We start from the raw sequence: 14,728 nt of genomic DNA on the forward strand, positions 1-14,728 counted from the left end.
TCGCGCTGAGTGCCGCGCAGGGAAAGCAGGCATGTTTTCGATCTGGCTGACCGCGTCGCTGGGAAACCTTGTACCTCCACAACCGGGCACAGCAAGATCACGAGTTCGACATTCCCGCGTTCGTTGATAGGCCTGTCCCTCACATTTCTCCCAGCTTCTTGTATCCTTGCCGGGACGCGGAATATGCTAGGCAAGGCATGGGGATACATGATGGCGACAGCCGCGGGGGAGGAAGAGTTCTGCGTTTCTTTCGAGATGGGCCCATCTCCAGCCCTGATGCTCGACTGCGGACTGACCATCATCGGCTGCAACGCTGCCTATGCACGTCTGATTGGCAGCGATCGTGCCACGATCCTGGGGCGGTCGGCCTTTGAGGTCTTCCCGGGCTCGAATGATCGGCAAACATGCATGGTGCGGGCCTCCTGCGATCGCGTGCTGGAGAGCCGCACGCCCCATCACATTCCCCATGTCCAGTGTGCCGTCCCCACACCGGACGGTCCAGGATCTGAAGAACGCCATTGGAGCGTTTCCAACTTCCCGCTCCTGCGTGCCGACGGTACGATCCTGGGAATTCTCCACTGCCTGGCCGACATCAAGGAGCCGGCGCATATGCCTCACGCCAATCAGAGCATTCAGGACACTGATGCCCGCAGCACCTTGGATCTGGAGAAGGAGCGGCTCCGCCAGCTGTTCCAGCAGGCACCCGGCTTCATCTGCGTGCTGCATGGTCCGCACCATGTGTTCGAGCTGGCCAACGATGCCTATTATCAGCTTGTCGGTCATCGGCAGATCATCGGCCATCGGGTGGAAGAGGTCATGCCCGAAGTGGTTGCGCAAGGCTTCCTGGACAAGCTCGATGCCGTCTACACGACAGGACAACCGTTCATCGGTCGCGCCTTGCCGATCGAGTTCCAGCGTGTCGCCGGAGGCGAACTGGAGCAGTCCTACATAGACCTGATCTACCAGCCGATCTTCAACGACATGGGCGACATCAGCGGCATCTTTGTCCAGGGCAACGACGTGACGGAAGCCCATACACTGGCGCAGGAGGTCTCCTACCAGGCCGCGCACGACGCCCTGACCGGCCTGTGCAACCGGCGGGAGTTCGGACGCAAGACACAGGACATCGCCGGATCGGGCCTGAACGCCCTGCTCTACATGGACATCGATCATCTCAAGATCGTCAACGACCGCTGCGGTCATGCGGCGGGTGACAGCCTGCTGATCGAGGTCGCGACCGCCTTGCGGTCGCAGTGCGACGACGAGCGTGACCTGCTGGCGCGCCTGGGTGGTGACGAATTCGCCCTCCTTCGGCGTGACTGCAGTCAGGAGGATGCCGTCGCCCTTGCGCATCGCCTGTGCAAGGCGGTCAAGGACATCAACTTCTTCTGGCAGGGGCAACGATACGGCGTCACCTTGAGCGTCGGCGTGGTGACGTTCGGAGATGATGAGACACTGCCGTTCGAGGCAGCATTGGGCCTCGCCGACGCGGCCTGCTTCCTCGCCAAGGACAAGGGGCGGAATCGCGTTCAGGTAAGCTCGGAATCGGACGAGGAAGTCTGGCAGCAGCAGCAGGACATGGACAATGTGACCCGCCTGCGGGAGGCGATGCGGGAAGATCGGGTAATTCTCTTCGCCCAGAAGATCGTCGGGTTGCAGGACGGCCGAAACCGGCCCGCCGACTTCTACGAAGTGCTGGCGAGATTGAGAAATGGCGATGGCACCATCATCCCGCCGAGCGGCTTCATCCCGGCGGCGGAGCGTTTCGGCATGATCGAGGAGTTCGATCGCCATATCGTGGGCAAGATCCTTGCGCACCTGCAGGCACGGTCCGCTGAACTGCCCGACGAAGCATGCTATTTCGTCAACCTGTCAGGCGCGACCCTCAGCGCCAGCGGCTTTCTGGAGTTCATCGAAAGTTCGCTGGCGGCGCATCCGGCTGTCCACTCCTCGCAGATCTGCTTCGAGATCACCGAGACCGCGGCCCTGGCCAATGTCCAGCGTACCGCTGGCGCGATGCGCAGCCTGATCGACATGGGATTCAGGTTCGCGCTGGATGATTTCGGCAGCGGGATGGCGTCATTCACTTACCTCAGCCACCTGCCGGTCCAGTTCGTGAAGATCGACGGCGAGTTTGTCAAAGGGACCCTGAACCACTCCACCTGCGCCATCATCGTGGAGGCCGTGTCAAAGGTCGCTCGCGCCATGGACATGTGCACGATCGCGGAATCCGTGGAGTTCGAGGAACTGATCCCGCGACTGAGATCCATGGGCATCGATTATGCACAGGGGTTCGCCCTGCACCACCCTGAATCGATCTGACAACGGATCTGGATAGGACAGCCGGACGTCAAAGCAGCTTGTCCAGCGTGATCGGCAGGTCGCGCACCCGTTTGCCCGTCGCGTTGAAAACGGCATTCGCCACGGCCCCTGCAATGCCCGTGATGCCGATCTCCCCGATACCGCGCGCGCCCAGCGGCGAACGTGGATCGGGGATGTCGGTCCAGATCACGTCGATCTGCGGCACATCCATGTGCACCGGCACATGGTAGTCCGCCAGCGTCGGGTTCATGATCCGCCCGCTGCGTTCGTCCAGCAGCGTCTCCTCCGTCAGGGCGAGGCCCAGCCCCATGATCATGCCGCCGCGAAACTGGCTGGCGGCGGTGCGCGGGTTGAGGATCGTGCCGCAATCGAACGAACCGAGCAGCCGATCGACCCGGATCTCGCCGGTAACGTCGCTGACGCGCAACTCGCAAAACATCGCGGCGGTGCTGTGCATGGCGAACTTCAGCATCTCCAATGGCGGAGTGCCGGATGCGGTGACGCTCACCTCCTCCAGGTTGGCGCGCGACAGAATGGCGCGGAAAGTCTCGCGCCGGGCCGGCTCGCTGGCGCTGGCCAGCCCTTCCCCCTCCATCCTGACCTCGCCTGCCCGCAGGCCTGACAGCGGGCTGCTGTTGCCCGCCAGCCGCAACAGCTCAGCCGGCAGCTTTTCGGCTGCGGCAAGCACGGCGGCGGCGATGGACACGGTCTGCGAGGATCCCCCCGCCATCGGCGCGGCGGGCAGCGCTGAATCGCCGATCTCCACCGTTACCGCGCTCAGCGGCAGCCCGAGCCGGTCCGCCACCTGCTGCACCACCACCGTCGCGGTGCCCATGCCCATCTCCTGCCCGGAACAGGCCAGCGTTGCGGTACCGTCGCGCCGCACGGTCAGGCGCACGGCCGCACCGGGCATGCGTACATAAGGGAAGCTGCCGCCACCGCAGCCCATGCCGATCCGCCATTCGCCTTCTCGCCGCGTTCCCGGCTTTGCCGCCCGCTGCTCCCATCCGAACCGCGCCGCGCCGTCGCGCCAGGCCTGATCCTGCGCATGCTGGGAGAACGGCGCGCCGGTAATCGGGTGCTTGTCCGGCATGTTGCGCAGGCGCAGTTCGACGGGGTCCATCGCCAGATTGTGCGCCAGCTCGTCCACCGCACTCTCCAGTGCGAAGGTGCCGATCGCCTCACCCGGCGCGCGCATGAAGGTGTTTGGCACCACCGCGATGTCGATATGCCGCTGCAGGATCTCGAAGCTCTTCGCGCGATAGGCGGACCGGGTGCCCAACGTGTAGGCTTCCGGGCAGGCGCCATAGGGCGGCATGACCGACCAGCCATCATGCAGCAATGCGGTGAAGCAGCCATCCGCATCTGCGCCGATCGCCACGCGCTGCTCGGTCGCGCTGCGGCCGCCGACGATCCGGTATACGCTTTCCCGGCTGAGCTGGAGGCGCAGCGGCCGCCCGACCATGCGGGCTGCGGCGACCGCCACGATCTGGTGATCCCACATCCCCTTGCCGCCAAAGCCGCCGCCCACGAAGGGTGACAGCACCTGCACCTGATCGCGCGGGATGCCGAAGGCCTTGGCCAGCGCCGCTGCCTCGCCCGCGATCATCTGCGTCGTGTCGTGGACCGTCAGCCGGTCGCCAACCCAGGCGGCGGTAAGCGCATGCAGTTCGATCGCATTGTGGTTCTGCCACTGGGTTCGGTAGAGGTTATCCACCCTGTGCGGCGCCCGTGCCAGCTCCCGCTCGGCCTTGCCGAAGGACAGGTGATTGCGTTCGATCAGCAGCGACGGGATGATTCGCGCGCCCGACTTCGCCTGGCCGAACCGGGTTTCGGCCTGGGCGGCTTCGTAGTCGATCGCAATCAGCGTCGCGGCATGGTCCGCCTGCTCCTGCGTCGCCGCCACCACCGCGGCCACGACCTGCCCGTTATAGTGGACCCGGTCATCCTGCAGGATCGGCAGGTCGCTGTTGCCGACCGCGGTCGGGTCGCTCATCGACACCAGCGATGGACTGGCGACCTTCGGCATGTTGCGGTGCGTGACGACCAGCAGCACCCCGGGCGCCGTTTCCGCCGCCGTGCTGTCCAACCGGGCGATCCGGCCCCGCGCGATCGTGCTGTGCACCAGCGTGGCATAGCACAGGCCATCCATCGCCACTTCGGCGGCAAAGCGCGCCTCGCCGCGGACCTTGATCTCGCCATCGATCCGCGACGCCTGCCGGCCGATCTCGCCATGGCGGCCGATCAGCGGGTCGGGCGTTCCGCCCGGCAGCCACTGTGCCGGCACCCAGGACAGCGCGCTGCGGGCCGTGCCGACGATGACGTTCTGTACCCGGCTCATGCGTCACCTCCAGCAAGATCGGTGAGGACCGCGACGAGCGTCCGTTCGGCCAGCTGCACCTTGAAGGCATTGCCGGGCAGCGGGTCCGCCTGCGCCAGCTCGGCCTGCGCGGCCTGGACGAACGCTTCCACGCTCGCCGGTCCGTCGCGAAGTGAGGCTTCCGCTCGCGCAGCCCGCCACGGTTTTGCAGCCACGCCCCCCACGGCGATGCGCACATCGGCGATCCGGCCGTCCTCCACCACGATCCCGGCCGCGACCGACACCAGCGCGAAGGCATAGCTCGCCCGGTCCCGCACCTTGCGATAGGTCGACCGCATCGGCTGGACCGGCGGCAGTTCGACCGCGAGGATCATCTCGCCGGGTGCCAGCATGGTCTCCACCTCCGGACTGTCTCCGGGCAGCTGGTGGAAATTCGCCAAGGCCACGCTGCGCACGCCGTCGGCGCCCGCCAGGTGCAGCCGGGCGTCGAGCGCGACCAGCGCCACTGCCATGTCCGACGGATGCGTGGCGATGCAGGCGGGCGAGGCGCCCAGGATCGCATGGTAGCGGGTGAAGCCGCCCAGCGCGTCGCAGCCGCTGCCCGGCACGCGCTTGTTGCAGCGCGATCCCGCGGCATCGGCGAAGTACACGCACCGGGTGCGCTGCATCAGGTTGCCGCCGACCGTCGCCATGTTGCGGATCTGGGCAGACGCGCCCGCCAGGATCGCCCGCGCCAGCATCGGATAGCGCGCCCGCACCAGCGGGTGCGCGGCAACGTCGCTGTTGCGCGCCGCCGCGCCGATCACCAGGCTGCCATCCGCAGCTTCCGTTATCGGGGCGGCCAAGCCGGAGACATCGACCAGCACGGCCGGCTGTTCCACCCCCTTGCGCATCAGGTCGATCAGATTGGTGCCGCCACCCAGCAGGCGATGACCGTCAGCCGCACCCAGCGCGATCGCCGCCGCGCTGCTGTCCGCGCGAAGGTAGGTTACCGGGGTCACGCCGCGCGCTCCTGCGCCACGCTGAGGATCGCGTCGACGATGCCATTATGCGCGCCGCAGCGGCACAGATTGCCGCTCATCCGTTCGCGCACCTCGTCCCGCGACAGGGTGACCGGCGCCGTGAGGTCGGCCGTCACATAGCTCGGCATGCCGGCCTCCGCCTCCACCAGCATCGCCGCGGCGGCGCAGATCTGTCCGGGCGTGCAGTAACCGCACTGCAGACCGTCATGCTCCAGGAAGGCGGCTTGCAGCGGGTGCAGCCCATCGGCACCCAGCCCCTCGATCGTGGTCACCTTCCGCCCGTCGGCCTGCGCGGCCAGGGTCAGGCATGACAGCACCCGCCGGCCGTCGATCAGCACCGTGCAGGCGCCGCAGGCACCCTGGTTGCAGCCGACCTTGGTACCTGTCAGCTGCAGCCGGTCGCGCAACAGGTCCAGCAGCGAGACGCGCGCATCCTCGGGCGGATCGTAATCCGTGCCGTTGATCCTGATCGTCATAGGCCACCTCTCCGCAAGACCGACAATGATGAGAAGATACACCGAACTTCGTACTATTCAAGGATCGTGATAAATGATCTTCTGCATCATGCCGATCAGCTGCCGCCGTTCCGCGACGCTCAGCGGGTCCAGCATGCGCCGATGCAGTTCGCCATACATCGCGAGCAGCCGGTCCACCTTGTCCTGCCCCTCCGCCGTCAGGTACAGCGCCACCGCGCGCCGGTCGGCTTCAGGCCGGCGGCGTTCGATCAGGCCGCGCTTGACCAGGCGATCAGTGGCGGATGAGATCGTCGTGTTCGCAACATTGAGGAAGCGCGCCGAATCCGTCGGCCCGCACCCCGGGTATCTGGCAACATATGACAGGACCTGCTTGTCGAGTTCGTTGAGCGGCTTCTCCGGCCCGAGCGCCTCGGCAAGCTTGTAGCGGCGGGTGAAAAGGTCGAACACTTCGCCCAGGGCGGCGAGTTCCTCGTCGGTCGGCATGGTCATGACCATGCGTTACCCGCCAAACAGCTGTTCGTGCCAGCGGCTTTGGTATCAGGCTCCCATGTTTGCAGCGCATTGCGTGGTGGCAGCCCTGTTCCGCTCGCAGGCGGCGATCTTCTATTCGACGGTGACGGACTTCGCCAGATTGCGCGGCTGATCCACATCGGTGCCCTTGGCGCAGGCCACATGGTAGGCAAGCAGCTGCACCGGAACGGCATAGATCAGCGGCGCGATCAGGGGGTGGACCGCCGGCATCTCGATCGTGGCGAGGCAGCCCTCGCCCGCCTCGGCCAGACCCGCCGCGTCGGAAATCAGCACGATCTTGCCACCGCGTGCGCGCACCTCCTGCATGTTGGAGACCGTTTTCTCGAACAACGGGCCGGACGGGGCGAGCACGATCACCGGCACAGCCTCGTCGATCAACGCGATCGGCCCATGCTTCATCTCGCCCGCGGCATAGCCTTCTGCATGGATGTAGCTGATCTCCTTCAGCTTCAGCGCCCCTTCCAGCGCCAGCGGGAAATCCGGACCACGGCCCAGATACAGCACGTCGCGCGCCGGGGCGATCAGGTGCGCCATCGCGGCGATCTCCTCGTCACCATCCAGCGCGGCGTTGAGCGAGGCCGGCGCCTCCAGCAGGTGCCGCACGATCTCGGCTTCCTCGGCGGAAGAGATCCGCCCCTTCTTCACGGCGAAGTGCGTCGCCAGCGCGGCGAGCACGGCCAGCTGGCAGGTGAACGCCTTGGTGCTGGCAACGCCGATCTCCGGCCCGGCATGCGTCGGCAGCAGCAGGTCCGCCTCCCGCGCCATGGAGCTGGTCGGCACGTTGACCACGACCGCAATCGTCTGGCCTTCCGCCTTGCAATGCCGCAGCGCCGCCAGCGTGTCCGCCGTCTCGCCGCTCTGGCTGATGAACAGCGCGAGCCCGCCGGGGGTCAGCACCGGTTCGCGATAACGGAACTCCGACGCGTAATCGATGTCCACCGGCACGCGGGCAAAACGTTCGAACCAGTATTTGGCCACCATGCCGGCATAATAGCTGGTGCCGCAGGCCACGATCGTGACCCGCTCCACTGCGGAGATGTCGAAGTCGAGCTGCGGCAGCGCCACGCTCTGCTCCACCGCGCGGACATAGCTGGACAGGGTCTGCGCCACCACGGTCGGCTGCTCGAAGATCTCCTTCTGCATGAAGTGGCGGTAATTGCCCTTCTCCATCGCCATGGCGCTGGCGCCGGAGCGGGTGACGGCGCGCTCGACCGGGTGCCCGGCGGCGTCGTGGATGGCGGCGCTGTCAGGCGTGATCACTACCCAGTCGCCTTCCTCCAGATAGGAGATGTGCTGCGTTAGGCCGGCCAGGGCCAGGGCATCCGACCCCAGATACATCTCGCCCGCAGCCTCCTCGTCGCCATAGCCAACCACCAGCGGGCTGCCGAGCCGGGCGCCGATCAGCATGTCGGGGTGGCTGCGGAACGCGATGGCCAGCGCAAAGGCGCCGCGCAGCTGCGGCAGCACGGCCGCGACCGCCTGCTGCGGGGTGCTCCCCGCCTCCACCTGTTCGGACAGCAGATGCGCGACGACCTCGGTGTCGGTTTCGCTCTCGAACCGGCGACCCCGCGCCTCCAGCGCCTGGCGCAGCGGGCGGAAGTTCTCGATTATGCCATTATGCACCAGCGCCACCTCGGCCGTGGCATGGGGGTGGGCGTTGCTGGTGGTGGGCGCGCCATGCGTGGCCCAGCGGGTGTGGGCGATGCCGGTGGTGCCGGGCACGGGATCCTGCGCCAGCACCGTCACCAGATTGGCCAGCTTGCCTTCCGCCCGCCGACGCAGCAGCTGGCCGTCATGCACGGTGCACAGGCCCGCGCTGTCATAGCCGCGATATTCCATCCGGCGCAGCCCTTCGACCAGCCGGTCCGCCACCGATTGCCTGCCGACGATGCCGATAATGCCGCACATGGAAAATGTCCTGTCAGAAAAGCTTGGGGGAAACGCCGGGCCCGGGGATCAGTCCTTGGCCGCGTCCTTCTTGCGGCGCATGACATCATGGAAGGCGTCCGCCCAGCCCGGCTTTACCAGCTGGTCGGCGCGGACCAGCCGCAGCTCGCCATCACCTACGTCGCGGCTGACGGTGCTGCCGGCGGCGACGATCGCGTCCGCCCCGATACGCACCGGTGCGATCAGCGCGGAGTTGGAGCCGATGAAGGCGCGCGGGCCGATCTCCGTGCGATGCTTGAAGTAGCCATCATAATTGCAGGTGATGGAGCCCGCGCCGATATTCGCACCGGCCCCCACGGTCGCATCGCCGATATAGCTGAGATGGTTCGCCTTGGCCCCTGCGCCCAGCACGGCCGCCTTTACCTCCACGAAATTGCCCACCCGCACACCTTCTTCCAGCACCGTGCCTGGGCGCAGGCGCGCGAACGGACCCACGCTGGCGCCGCTGGCGATCTGCGCCCCTTCCAGGTGGCAGAAGGGGTGGATCGTGGCGTTGTCCGCCACGCTGACGCCGGGGCCGAACACCACATTGGCGCCCACCGTCACATCCTGCCCCAGCTGCGTGTCCCAGCTGAAGAACACCGTTTCGGGCGCCAGCAGCGTGGCACCGTTGTCCATCGCGCGCTGCCGGGCGCCCGCCTGCCAGCGCGCCTCCGCCGCGGCCAGTTCGGCGCGCGAATTGATGCCGGCGACCTCGTCCGGATCGGCGGCGGTGATGACCGCGCAGGTCTGTCCCTCCGCGATGGCGATGTTGACGATGTCCGGCAGGTAATACTCGCCCTGCGCATTGTCGTTGCCGACACGCGCCAGCAGCGGGAACAGCGTGGCGGCCGGCGCGGCGAGCAGGCCCGAATTACACAGGGTGACGGTGCGTTCCGCCGGGTTGGCATCCTTGTATTCCACCATGCGCCGGATCGCACCACCGTCCGCCACGATCCGGCCATAAGTCAGCGGATCGGCGGGTTCGAAGCCCAGCACCACCGCTGCCGGAGCGTCGGCTCCATGCAGCCGGTCCAGCATGGCGCGCATGGTGGCGGCGCTCACGAAGGGCACGTCGCCATACAGCACGAGCACATCGCCCGTGAATCCCGCCAGCGCGTCCTCCGCCTGTGCCACGGCATGGCCGGTACCCAGCTGCTGCGACTGCACGGCGAAGCTCGCCCGGCCGGCCAGCTGCCGCTCCACCTGGTCGCGCCCCTCGCCGGTCACCACCACCACCTGGCTCGGTGCCAGTTCGGCGACACTGGCGAGCAGATGCTCGATCATGGGGCGGCCCGCGACCGGGTGCAGCACCTTGTGCGTGGCGCTGCGCATCCGCGTACCGCGCCCGGCGGCAAGGATGATGATGGCAAGCGGCGTGGCGGCGGCGGGCGTGTTGCTCATGGGACGGGCCAATGCCACCGTTCGGTTGCGGTTTCCAGCCGGCTCGGGCACGGCCCGGGCCCATGGACAGCTTTCCCTTCACCGCGATCGGCTTCGACCTCGACGGCACACTGGTCGACTCCGCCCGCGACCTCGGCCCCGCCCTGCAGCACACGCTGACCGCCCTTGGCCGGCGCGCCGTACCCGATGGGGAAGTCGTGAACCTGATCGGCGGCGGCGCACGGGCCATGCTGGAGCGTGCGCTGCTGCTGACCGGCGACCCGCTGCCCGCCGACGAGTTCGAGGCCGCGCTGGCCGGACTGATGGACCATTACACCGCCCATATGGCCGACCATACCGTGCCTTACGACGGCTGCCTGCAGGCACTGGACGATCTGGCCGCGCGCGGCGTGCTGCTGGCCGTGGTCACCAACAAGGCCGAACATCTTGCCCGCCTGCTGCTGGAGGCACTGGACCTGACCGGCCGGTTCGCCGCGATCATCGGTGGCGACACGTTGGGGCCGGGCCGGTCGAAGCCGCGGCCGGACATGATCGTGGAAGCAATCCGCCTGTGCGGGGCCAGCGGCCGCTTCGCGATGGTGGGCGACAGCACATACGATACCGGCGCGGCACGGGCCGCCGGGGTGCCGTCCGTGGCGCTGTCCTTCGGCTATAACGACTTGCCCGCGGCCGAGCTGGGCGCCGATGCCGTGATCGACCATTACGACCAGCTGGTGCCCACCCTGCTGCGGCTCTAGCCGCCCAGCAGGATGGAGATGCGCCGGTTGCGCGGATCGGCCGGGTTGTCGGCCACCACCGGTTCCCGATCGGCCACGCCCTCGATCCGGCGGAACCGGCCCGGCGCGATGCCGTGGCGCACGAAGGACTGGCGGGTGGCTTCCGCCCGCCCGCTGCTGAGCGCCCAGTTGTTGCCCGCACCATTGCGCCATTGCAGCGCATCGGTGTGGCCACGCACTGTCAGCAGCCCGGCCTCGTCCGCCACGGTATCGGCGATCGCCTCCACCAGCGCGTCCGCCTCCGCCGTCATCACCGTGGTGCCCAGCTGGAACATGGAGAAGTCGGCATCGTCGACCAGGTCGATGCGGATACCTTCGGTCGTGTCGACCATCTTCACCTGCTTCATGAGCCGCCGCAACCGCTTGTCGGCGGCCAGCTTCTCCTCCAGCTGCTCGCGCATGCGGGTGATCGCATCGGCGCCTTCGCGCGGGCCGCCGGTCGCGCCGCGCGGGATGGTCAGCGCGCGGGTGCCGGTCTGCCCCTGACGGTGGGGGTAATCGTCCACCTCCGTGATGGATGATCCGCCCAGCAGGCCGTTGTTCGATCCGGCGCTCCCTTCCTTGGTCTTGATCAGCGTGGGAGTGAAGTAGTCGGCCAGGCCGCGGCGCTGCGCCTCCGTGGTGGAGCCCAGCAGCCACAGCAGCAGGAAGAAGGCCATCATCGCGGTCACGAAATCGGCATAGGCGACCTTCCAGGCGCCGCCATGGTGGCCGCTGGCCGCCACAACCGTGACCTTCTTGACGATGATCGGCGGCGGCAGGTCGTTCTTGCCGCGGGGTGCAGCGGCCATGTCAGCGCCCCCGCAGGCTGTCTAGCAGTTCGGACAGGCCAGGCCGGAAGGCATGGCCCAGGCCGGACCGCGCGCTTTCCACCACCAGCGGCTGCGGATAGCCGTTCAGCGTGGCGATGATGACCTGCTTCACCGCATGGAAGATCTGCTCGTCCTGATCCAGCACCTGCTTCAGCCGGCCGGCCAGCGGACCCACGATGCCGTAGGCCAGCAGCACGCCCAGGAACGTGCCGACCAGCGCCGATCCGATCATCCCGCCCAGCACCTCGGGCGGCTCGCTGATGGATCCCATGGTCTTCACCACACCCAGCACCGCGGCCACGATGCCCAGCGCCGGCAGCGCATCCGCCAGCGATTGCAGCGCATGCTGCGGTTCCTGCATGTCGTGGAAGTGCGTCTTCATGGCATTGTCCATCACGTCCTCCACCGCATGGGTCTCCAGCGTGCCGGAAGACACCACGATCAGCGTCAGCGTGTCGCTGATCAGCGCGGTCAGCGGCTTGTTGGCCAGCAGGCGCGGATATTCCGCGAAGATGGTGGAGCTCGCCGGGTCCGTCACATGGGATTCCAGCGCCACCGGCCCGTCGGCGCGCAGCACCTTCATCAGCTTGCTGGTCAGCGCGATGGCGTCGATGTGATCCTGCTTGCTGTGCTTGGGCCCCTTGAAGATCTTGCCGAAACTGCCGCCGATGGCCTTCAACTCGTGCAGCGAATTGCCGGCGATCATGGCACCCACCGCCGCACCGCCGATGATCAGCATCTCGTGCGGCAAAGCGTGCATCACCGGCCCCAGCGCACCGCCGGTAAAGGCAAACCCGCCGAAGACCATCACCAGCAGGACGATTATCCCGATTGCAGCATACATGCGTCAGAGCCCTTGTTTGGCGCCAGGCTAACGGCGAAAGATTACGAAAGCTGATCGAACAGCGAGATATTGGCGAGCCGCACGAAGCTGGCCTGGCTGGCTTCCAGGACGGTCATCACCTCCTGCAGCTTGCTGATCGTCACGGCGAGGTCGGCGGAGCCCACATCCTTGGCCTCCTGTGCCCGCAATTCCGAGTTGTTGGTGCGCCGGTCGTCCATCAGTTCGACCCAGTTCATGCGCGACCCGATCACCGCCTGCGCGGTGGTGACCCGCTCCAGCCCGGCGGACAGTCCTTCCAGCGCCCCGCGCGAGGCGGCGACCGGATCGCTGCCGTCGCCCTGCAGCGCGGATGCCAGCGTGCCCAGCATCGCGAACAGGTCCGTCGGGGTACCGTTCACGTCGAACGCGAACACCTCCGGCCCGGTGAGCGAAGGGGTGACGGACTGCCCTTCCCCCAGGTCGATTGCCTTGCTGGCGCCGCTGCCCTGATAGGTGATCACGCCGCCCACCTCCGCATAGGCGGCACCCGCGCCCTGCCCGCCGAACAGGGCATGGCCGGACCCGTTCTCGCCGTTGGCGATGGTCAGCAGGCTGCGCCGCAGGTCTGCCGCTTCCACCCCCAGCGCGGTGCGCTGGCTGTCGGTCATGATGCCGTTCGCGGCCTGTTGCGCCAGTTCCTGCGCGCGGATGATGATGTCCGCCATCGAGCCGAGCGCGCTGTCCACCAGATCCATTTCGGCCATCGCGGCGTTGGAGCCGCTCTGGTCGACCTGCGCCAGCCGTTCCCCGCGCGACAGGCTGCGCAGCCGCGCAGCGGCGACGGGATCGTCGGAGGAGGTGGTCAGCCGGTTGCCGGTGCTGGCCTGCTCCTGCAGCCTGGCCGCCTGGCCGCGCAGGTCCGTCAGGTACCGGTTCGACTTGTCGTAAAAGGCGGCGGTGGAAAGGTTCACGGTCATTATCTGATCCCGATCAAGGTGTCGAACAGGTCGCTGGCCACCTGCATGGCCCGGCTGCTGGCCTGGAAGGCCTGCTGGAAGCGGATCAGGTTGGCCGCTTCCGTATCCAGGTCGACGCCGGCCTGCTGCTGCAGGACGATCTTCGCGGAGGAGGCGATGGTGCCCAGCGCCTCGTTCGACAGGGTGCGCGCTGCGACCAGGGCGGAGGCGTCGAACAGCAGCAGGTTCATGTCGCCGGCCGGGTCCAGCGTCGCCACCGCCTGCCGCAGGGCCATCAGGTTCGTGCCGTCACGGCTGTTCGCAGGCGCGCCCGCCGCCGCCGCGGCAATCCCGCCACCGCTGGCAAGGACCATCCGCATCCCGGCCGCGCCGGTCCCGGCAAAGATCGGCTGGCCCGTGGCGCCCGTAAGGTCCACGCCCGCAGCCTGGGCTTCGTTCACCGTCTGCGCGATGCCATCGGCCAGCGCGTCGAGCCGGGTGTGGAAGGTGTTGGCGTTGGCCACGCCCGCCTGCGCGCCGCCCAGACTGCCGCCGCTGATGGAAAGGGCGGCACCGTTCACGGCGAAGGACAGCGTGTTGTCCGCCGCGATGTCCATGGCCAGAGTGCCCGCGACATTACCCTCGACGAACAGCGCGCCGGCCGCACCGCCCAGCCGCACTGACACGGTGCCATCCGCCGCGAACTCCGCCGAACTGTCCGCATGGGTGCTCAGTTCGCCCAGCAGCAGGTCGCGCCGGTCCAGCAGCGCGGCCTTGTCCGTGCTGCCATTGGTCGCACGCGCCAGGCTGACATTGACCCGCGCCAGCTCGGCGCCGAGCTGGTTGACCTGCGCGACATCAGCGCCGGCTTCGAAATGCATGCCGTCCACGCTTGCATCCAGACCTTGCGCCGCGAGGTTGAATTTGCCCGCCATCGCATCCGCCTGCGCCAGCACCACCGCCCGCAGGGCCGGATCGTTCGGATTGTTGGACAGCTGCTGCAGCGCGGCCTCGAACTCGACCACGGAATCGAAGATCGCGGTGTCCTCCAGCGCGGTCTCGATCTCGCGCAGGGCCGCCAGGTCCGTGTCGGACCGGGCGAGGTCGCCCGCGGTGCGGCGCACCTCCGCCTGGCGGAAGGCATCGGCGTTGCGGTGGATCGACCCGACCCGCGCGCCTGACAGGTTGATGTCGCCGCCATACGGGAACACGCCGCGCCCGGCCAATTCCTCCAGCCTGGCGGAACGGCGAATGTAACCCTCGGTAGAGGCATTGGCGATGTTGTGTGCCGTCACGTCCAGCGCGGCACGTGCCGCCTTGGCGCCGGCGGCGCCGATGGTCAGAAGATCGGAGGCCATGG

General features: G+C 67.5%; 12 protein-coding genes. 2 read left to right on the forward strand and 10 right to left on the reverse strand.

Going from position 1 to position 14,728, the window contains the following annotated elements:
- The first annotated feature begins 9 nt into the window (after positions 1 to 9).
- The gene (locus D5S08_RS01020; RefSeq protein ID WP_126665467.1) at positions 10 to 2,322 is read left to right on the forward strand and encodes a putative bifunctional diguanylate cyclase/phosphodiesterase; all 2,313 of its coding nucleotides are present in this window, start codon (positions 10 to 12) and stop codon (positions 2,320 to 2,322) included.
- Positions 2,323 to 2,350: 28 nt separating this feature from the next.
- Here D5S08_RS01020 and D5S08_RS01025 read toward each other — a convergent pair whose 3' ends face one another.
- The 6 genes from D5S08_RS01025 to glmU all read right to left on the reverse strand — a co-directional run bounded on the left by D5S08_RS01025 (position 2,351) and on the right by glmU (position 10,001).
- Positions 2,351 to 4,663 carry a xanthine dehydrogenase family protein molybdopterin-binding subunit gene (locus D5S08_RS01025; RefSeq protein WP_121114659.1) on the reverse strand — a complete coding sequence of 771 codons (2,313 nt, stop codon included), beginning with the start codon at positions 4,661 to 4,663 and terminating at the stop codon, positions 2,351 to 2,353.
- Positions 4,660 to 5,643 carry an FAD binding domain-containing protein gene (locus D5S08_RS01030; RefSeq protein ID WP_121114661.1) on the reverse strand — a complete coding sequence of 328 codons (984 nt, stop codon included), beginning with the start codon at positions 5,641 to 5,643 and terminating at the stop codon, positions 4,660 to 4,662. The genes D5S08_RS01025 and D5S08_RS01030 overlap by 4 nt, the downstream gene beginning before the upstream one ends.
- Positions 5,640 to 6,140 carry a 2Fe-2S iron-sulfur cluster-binding protein gene (locus D5S08_RS01035; RefSeq protein WP_121114663.1) on the reverse strand — a complete coding sequence of 167 codons (501 nt, stop codon included), beginning with the start codon at positions 6,138 to 6,140 and terminating at the stop codon, positions 5,640 to 5,642. The genes D5S08_RS01030 and D5S08_RS01035 overlap by 4 nt, the downstream gene beginning before the upstream one ends.
- Before the next feature lie 57 nt (positions 6,141 to 6,197).
- Positions 6,198 to 6,629 (reverse strand): MarR family winged helix-turn-helix transcriptional regulator, encoded by a 432-nt coding sequence (locus D5S08_RS01040; protein WP_121114665.1) that lies wholly within the window; start codon positions 6,627 to 6,629, stop codon positions 6,198 to 6,200.
- 114 nt (positions 6,630 to 6,743) lie between these two features.
- Positions 6,744 to 8,579, reverse strand: coding sequence for a glutamine--fructose-6-phosphate transaminase (isomerizing) (gene glmS / locus D5S08_RS01045; protein ID WP_121114667.1), 1,836 nt, complete (start codon positions 8,577 to 8,579; stop codon positions 6,744 to 6,746).
- A 48-nt stretch (positions 8,580 to 8,627) separates the two neighbouring features.
- On the reverse strand, positions 8,628 to 10,001 hold the full coding sequence (gene glmU, locus D5S08_RS01050) for a bifunctional UDP-N-acetylglucosamine diphosphorylase/glucosamine-1-phosphate N-acetyltransferase GlmU (protein ID WP_121114669.1): 1,374 nt from the start codon (positions 9,999 to 10,001) through the stop codon (positions 8,628 to 8,630).
- A 62-nt stretch (positions 10,002 to 10,063) separates the two neighbouring features.
- On the opposite strand from glmU, the gene D5S08_RS01055 reads away from it, so the two are divergent.
- Positions 10,064 to 10,738 carry an HAD-IA family hydrolase gene (locus tag D5S08_RS01055; RefSeq protein ID WP_121114671.1) on the forward strand — a complete coding sequence of 225 codons (675 nt, stop codon included), beginning with the start codon at positions 10,064 to 10,066 and terminating at the stop codon, positions 10,736 to 10,738.
- On the opposite strand, the gene D5S08_RS01060 is transcribed toward D5S08_RS01055, so the two are convergent.
- Genes D5S08_RS01060 through flgK form a run of 4 tightly spaced genes read right to left on the reverse strand, consistent with a single transcriptional unit; the run spans position 10,735 to position 14,726 of the window.
- Positions 10,735 to 11,568 (reverse strand): flagellar motor protein MotB, encoded by an 834-nt coding sequence (locus D5S08_RS01060; protein WP_121114673.1) that lies wholly within the window; start codon positions 11,566 to 11,568, stop codon positions 10,735 to 10,737. The two genes, D5S08_RS01055 and D5S08_RS01060, sit on opposite strands and share 4 nt — an antisense overlap.
- A gap of 1 nt (position 11,569) precedes the next feature.
- Positions 11,570 to 12,433 carry a flagellar motor stator protein MotA gene (gene motA / locus D5S08_RS01065; protein WP_121114675.1) on the reverse strand — a complete coding sequence of 288 codons (864 nt, stop codon included), beginning with the start codon at positions 12,431 to 12,433 and terminating at the stop codon, positions 11,570 to 11,572.
- A gap of 41 nt (positions 12,434 to 12,474) precedes the next feature.
- Positions 12,475 to 13,389: a flagellin N-terminal helical domain-containing protein gene (locus tag D5S08_RS01070; protein ID WP_175578851.1), complete on the reverse strand. Its 915-nt coding sequence runs from the start codon at positions 13,387 to 13,389 to the stop codon at positions 12,475 to 12,477.
- On the reverse strand, positions 13,389 to 14,726 hold the full coding sequence (flgK, locus tag D5S08_RS01075) for a flagellar hook-associated protein FlgK (protein ID WP_121114679.1): 1,338 nt from the start codon (positions 14,724 to 14,726) through the stop codon (positions 13,389 to 13,391). Before flgK ends, D5S08_RS01070 begins: the two co-directional genes overlap by 1 nt.
- Positions 14,727 to 14,728: the final 2 nt, after the last annotated feature.

The sequence above is a fragment of the Croceibacterium ferulae genome (assembly GCF_003660445.1).
In the GTDB taxonomy this organism is placed as follows: Bacteria; Pseudomonadota; Alphaproteobacteria; order Sphingomonadales; family Sphingomonadaceae; genus Croceibacterium; species Croceibacterium ferulae.

Excerpts from the sequence above, each read along its gene's own strand:
- D5S08_RS01070 (WP_175578851.1), bottom strand. The coding sequence starts at position 13,389 with ATGACCGTGAACCTTTCCACCGCCGCCTTTTACGACAAGTCGAACCGG.
- flgK (WP_121114679.1), bottom strand. The coding sequence starts at position 14,726 with ATGGCCTCCGATCTTCTGACCATCGGCGCCGCCGGCGCCAAGGCGGCA.
- D5S08_RS01040 (WP_121114665.1), bottom strand. The coding sequence starts at position 6,629 with ATGACCATGCCGACCGACGAGGAACTCGCCGCCCTGGGCGAAGTGTTC.
- D5S08_RS01025 (WP_121114659.1), bottom strand. The coding sequence starts at position 4,663 with ATGAGCCGGGTACAGAACGTCATCGTCGGCACGGCCCGCAGCGCGCTG.
- D5S08_RS01035 (WP_121114663.1), bottom strand. The coding sequence starts at position 6,140 with ATGACGATCAGGATCAACGGCACGGATTACGATCCGCCCGAGGATGCG.
- motA (WP_121114675.1), bottom strand. The coding sequence starts at position 12,433 with ATGTATGCTGCAATCGGGATAATCGTCCTGCTGGTGATGGTCTTCGGC.
- D5S08_RS01055 (WP_121114671.1), top strand. The coding sequence starts at position 10,064 with ATGGACAGCTTTCCCTTCACCGCGATCGGCTTCGACCTCGACGGCACA.
- D5S08_RS01060 (WP_121114673.1), bottom strand. The coding sequence starts at position 11,568 with ATGGCCGCTGCACCCCGCGGCAAGAACGACCTGCCGCCGCCGATCATC.
- glmU (WP_121114669.1), bottom strand. The coding sequence starts at position 10,001 with ATGAGCAACACGCCCGCCGCCGCCACGCCGCTTGCCATCATCATCCTT.
- glmS (WP_121114667.1), bottom strand. The coding sequence starts at position 8,579 with ATGTGCGGCATTATCGGCATCGTCGGCAGGCAATCGGTGGCGGACCGG.